We start from the raw sequence: 4,681 nt of genomic DNA on the forward strand, positions 1-4,681 counted from the left end.
TGTAATACCAGGCGCTGGCCTGTTCGGTGAGAACGCCGGCTATACCTTCATTGTAGAGGTCAACCCATTGGTAATAACCGTCGTTAATATCTGCAGGTATATTATCAATGCTCAAAGTTTTAACCGTTGGATCCCAGGCCAGGGGCTCATAGGTAAAAGCTATGGGCGGCACCGCTTTTTCCGAATAAGTACCATCTGCCTTACGGATGTATCCTTTTTGCGTTACTGATTGCAGGAACGTGAAGGTAGCGCTGGTATTATACTCCATATGCATAGCGCTTACCAGGCAAGGCTTGGGCCCAAGCTCCGCAAAATGATGGAACATCAGCACCCGGCTGCAAAGGCGGTAGGTCCTTATTTCAAAACCGGCGCGGTAATCTGAAAAGGGATCCTGCCGGCATAACCAGCCTTTATCGTCATTGGGCTGCGGGTCTGTTATATCATGCTCTCCGTAATCCAATACCAGCTCTAATAAATATTCAATGCTGTTCAGAAAGCTGTCCCAGTTGGCGAGGTCAATGCTGCTCCTGTCAAAGTGGAGCTTATTGCCGTACTTTATACGTTTCAGGTATACATTAGTGCAGGCGGCAGTATCATTCAGCCGGTTGCGCTCCTGGATCTGCGGGCGCACATTTGTTCTATCTTCCTGTTTGTAGGCAAACTGAAAGCAGTTGCCTTTATCATCATAACTAAATTCCAGTAACCATTTAAAGATCATGGCGGGATCGGCGGGGTTGTACAGCTGTGCGGACTTACTTTTTCCAAACACCAGCACACTGTTATCGCCGGTGGTAACTTTCCAGTATACGTGACCGTTAGCTTCTGTGATCTTTTCTATACGGGCATACCCGCCTTCTACCCTTGGCCGGTAACGGGCTATGGTAGCGCCGTTTATGATTTGCTGATCTTTTACCCAGTTGCCTTCCCCGTCTTTTTTATACACCGGTACCAGGTCTTCTGCGCCGGAGAAGATGAAAACGTCTTCTTCATCATTGTACCGGGGCAGCTGCTTATCTGTTCTCCGGGTAATGGCTACCGGCGCGGCATCCCAGCCTAATCCAAAAACACTGTTACCGCTGCCGGAATTATAGCCCAGCGACAGAGCAGGCACAAACCCATTGCGGGATGGGGAAAAGGGAAACGGAAAGCTATAACCTGCGGTGCCATTGGCGGCATTTACGGCAAATTTATCGTCAATGGACTTTATTCCTCCCCCGCTTTTGGGTAGGCTGATCTGCGGAACGGATAATGTGGTATAACCACCCTTGCTTTTTTCGTTGCCGGTAGCAGCAGACGTTACCGGCTGTTTGTTCACCCGGGATGTAGCAATCTCTTTTTCCATCGGAAAACAGAAGGGGTTTAACTGTCAATAATTTTGGGGTCATTATATTTCCATACTAAGCGCTGGAAACAAGGGCAAGTAACTGAAAAAGCGGGGTACGGACAGAGGTATTTAACAGGTGGCGGCGCAGGGATGATCAAAGGCAGGAGCGGGTTTACAAACGGTCATATATTAATCCAGTACAAAGCGGTACCCTACCCCTTTGATGGTGAGGATCTGGAGGTTCTCATCCTCTTTCAGGTGCACCCGCAGGCGGGTAATGTATACGTCCAGGTTGCGGCTATTGAAAAAGGAATCGTGGCCCCAGAGCAGGTCCAGGATATTTTTACGGTTAATGATGCTGTTTCGGTTCTCATACAGGATACGCAGCAGCTCGCTTTCCCGGTACGACAGCTTTTTTTCTTCCAGGCCATTAGATAGCAGCTGCCTGTTGGTATAAAAGCGGAACTTACCCAGGCGGATGGGCTCATTGGAAGGAAGGGACACGTTTTCTGTTTTGCGCAATACATTTTTTATGCGTGCGATCAGCTCCTCCATGCTGAAAGGTTTACGGATATAATCGTTGCCTCCCAGCGTAAACCCTTTTACCAGATCGTCTGTTTGTGTTTTGGCGGTGAGGAACAAGATTGGGACTTCTGTATCGATAGCGCGGATCTCTTCTGCAATCTCAAAACCATCTTTATTGGGCAGCATTACATCCAGCACACATACGGTGGGATTCACCTCCTTGAACAGCGACAGCGCATTGGCGCCATCCCGCTCCATGATAACCTCAAAGCCACGCCGCTGCAGGCTTTCCTTTACGATCTTCCCCAGTGATATTTCGTCTTCAACGTATAAGATCTTTATACTCATCTTACCTATTTTAACTTTACAATACGGCGTTTCCCATCATAATAAATAACCGGCGCTTCGGCAAAAGGCATTTTCACAGAAAAGGTGCTGCCTTTATGCAGCTCACTCTCCACTTCAATAAACCCCATATGCCGCTGCAGTATGTGCGATACATAGCTAAGGCCCAGGCCGTACCCTTTGATATTATGCCGGTTGCCGCTGGGCACGCGGAAGAACTTTTCAAAGATGCGGTGCTTATACTCCCTGGCAATGCCTATACCGTTGTCGGCTACACGTATTTCCAGGTAATTCTTATGATCAATAATGTGGATCAGGATCTGCGGGTCTTTGGTGCTGTACTTCAGGGCATTGTCCAGCAGGTTGTATAGTACGCTGGTCATATGCAGCTTATCGGCAGTAATAATAAAGTTAGTGCCGGTAGCTTTTAATGTAGTAGTGGCCTGTTGTTTTTCAAACTGCAGCTTCATGGATACCATTACGCTGCGCGCCAGCTCCCTGATATCAAACTGCTCTTTGTTCAAAGCAATTTCCCTGTTCTCAAACATGGACAGCTTCAGCACTTTATCCACCAGCAAAGCCAGGCGCTGCATTTCATTGGCAGAGATATCCAGGTACTCCTGGGTGGTTTGCGGATCATCCAGCGCATCAAAATTCCGGAGGGCTTCAATGGCTACACTTACAGTGGCGATGGGCGTTTTCAGCTCATGCGTCATATTGCTGATAAAATCGTTCTTCAGCTGCGCCAGCTTTTGCTGTTGTTTAAGGTTGCGGTATAACAGCAAAAAAGATAATGCCGTTACTCCCAGCAGCAGGCATGAAATGCTGATAGGCTGGCTGATACGCTTTAACAGGTACCAGGTATTGTCATCAAATATCAGCTGGTAGGTTACAGGTTTTGAAAAACCAATGGTAACGGAATTACCATCCAGCTCATCGGGGAACGGGACGAATTCTCCTTTTGTAGTATCTACCGGTATTTCAAGAACCGTAAAAGGCACGTTGATCTGCTCCCTTGCCAGCACCTTCTCATATTGCCTGACAATTTCCTTTACGGTAATGGAATCGCGCAGGGAATCCACACCAGCCACGAACCCATAGATCCTTTTAACGGGAGGACCGGGAGGGCCGGGGCTGGCCAGCCTGTACTGCACATTCACTGAATCACGCCCGCTGGCAACTCCGGCTCTCACTGCCGTGACCATGGCACGCCGCATGCCCGGCATTCTTCCTACGACCTTATCCCTGGTTTCTTCATCCAGCAGGCTGGAAACACTGACCATGTCCTGCCGCTCACGAATGCGTATATTATTGGGGTTTGTTTTCAGCTTGCCAGCCTGCAGGCGGAAGATGGCTTCGCGGAACAGCACATTGGTGCGGGCTGTGAACAGCTGCCGCTCCTCACGGTAATTTTTCCTGAGCCAATATACCTGGAAGGCTGTGATCACCAGGATGGTAAAGGCTATCAGGAAAACGGTAACCGGTATGGAGAATTTATATCGCAACAGCTATGAGTTTGTAAGCGCAATAATACGCCAAATGTATTACTTCCCTTTTCCCACCGGCCGAACATTAACCTAAATTAACATTAAAGCAAGGCATGTTAACCTGCGTTGCAACAGGAACGGCCTAGCTTAGTTCCATAAAATATATTACATGAAAAAGATGATCCTTACGTTTTCCACGGGCCTGCTGATACTGGCTGCACATGGACAGCAAACACAAGGCCGGGTAGTGTACGAGCGCACCCTGAAAATACATATTGACATGGAAGGAATGGGTGAAGCACCGATGCGGCCGATGCCCAGCACCCACAAAGACAAGTGGGAAGTATTGTTTGGCAATAACCAGTCGCTGCGCCGCGCTGTAGAAGATGATACTCCGGAGGAAATGACAGAAGTTCCTGACGGCGGCCCGCGCATGCATATGATAACACCCGGCGAAAACGAGATCACCTATCATAATTTCACTACCGGTCAAACGGTGGAACAGCTGGAGTTTGCTGCCAGGAATTATATTATTACCGATAGCATCCCGCACCGCAACTGGAAGCTTACCGGCGAAACCACTACGATCCTCAACTATCCCTGTCAACAGGCCATTGCACAACTCATTGGCAAACGCAGGATGACCAGTGTTGAAAACGGCGAAATGAAAAGCCAGGAAGTTGCGGATACCTCCCGTATCATTGCCTGGTTTACGCCGGCTATCCCTGTGCCGGCCGGACCTGAATACCAGGGGGAATTACCGGGATTGATCCTGGGCCTTGAGGTGGGCGATGGGCGTGTGATTTACCAGGCAGTGGAAGTAACGGAGCAGGCAGACCTGGCTGCTGTTAAAGCGCCTTCCAAGGGAAAGAAGCTAAGTGCCCGTGAGTTTGAGGCGGAACGGGAGAAGATGCTGGAAGCAATGCAGAAGGATGCGAAGAGAAGGGGGGCAGTGCTTAGGATTGGGGGGTAAGCCCCTCATCCCCCTATCATCCTCATC

General features: G+C 49.2%; 4 protein-coding genes. 1 reads left to right on the forward strand and 3 read right to left on the reverse strand.

Annotated elements, in window-relative coordinates:
* The 3 genes from VIM72_RS25445 to VIM72_RS25455 all read right to left on the reverse strand — a co-directional run.
* Positions 1-1,342: SpvB/TcaC N-terminal domain-containing protein (locus VIM72_RS25445; RefSeq protein ID WP_332005636.1), on the reverse strand; the 1,342-nt coding region annotated here is incomplete at its 3' end.
* Between the two features lie 171 nt (positions 1,343-1,513).
* Positions 1,514-2,197 carry a response regulator transcription factor gene (locus tag VIM72_RS25450; protein WP_332005637.1) on the reverse strand — a complete coding sequence of 228 codons (684 nt, stop codon included), beginning with the start codon at positions 2,195-2,197 and terminating at the stop codon, positions 1,514-1,516.
* 5 nt (positions 2,198-2,202) lie between these two features.
* Positions 2,203-3,699 (reverse strand): HAMP domain-containing sensor histidine kinase, encoded by a 1,497-nt coding sequence (locus tag VIM72_RS25455; protein WP_332005638.1) that lies wholly within the window; start codon positions 3,697-3,699, stop codon positions 2,203-2,205.
* Positions 3,700-3,850: 151 nt separating this feature from the next.
* On the opposite strand from VIM72_RS25455, the gene VIM72_RS25460 reads away from it, so the two are divergent.
* Complete coding sequence (locus VIM72_RS25460) at positions 3,851-4,654, forward strand: GLPGLI family protein (protein WP_332005639.1); 804 nt, start codon at positions 3,851-3,853, stop codon at positions 4,652-4,654.
* Positions 4,655-4,681: the final 27 nt, after the last annotated feature.

It is taken from the genome of Chitinophaga sp. (genome assembly GCF_036569185.1).
Lineage (GTDB): Bacteria > Bacteroidota > Bacteroidia > Chitinophagales > Chitinophagaceae > Chitinophaga.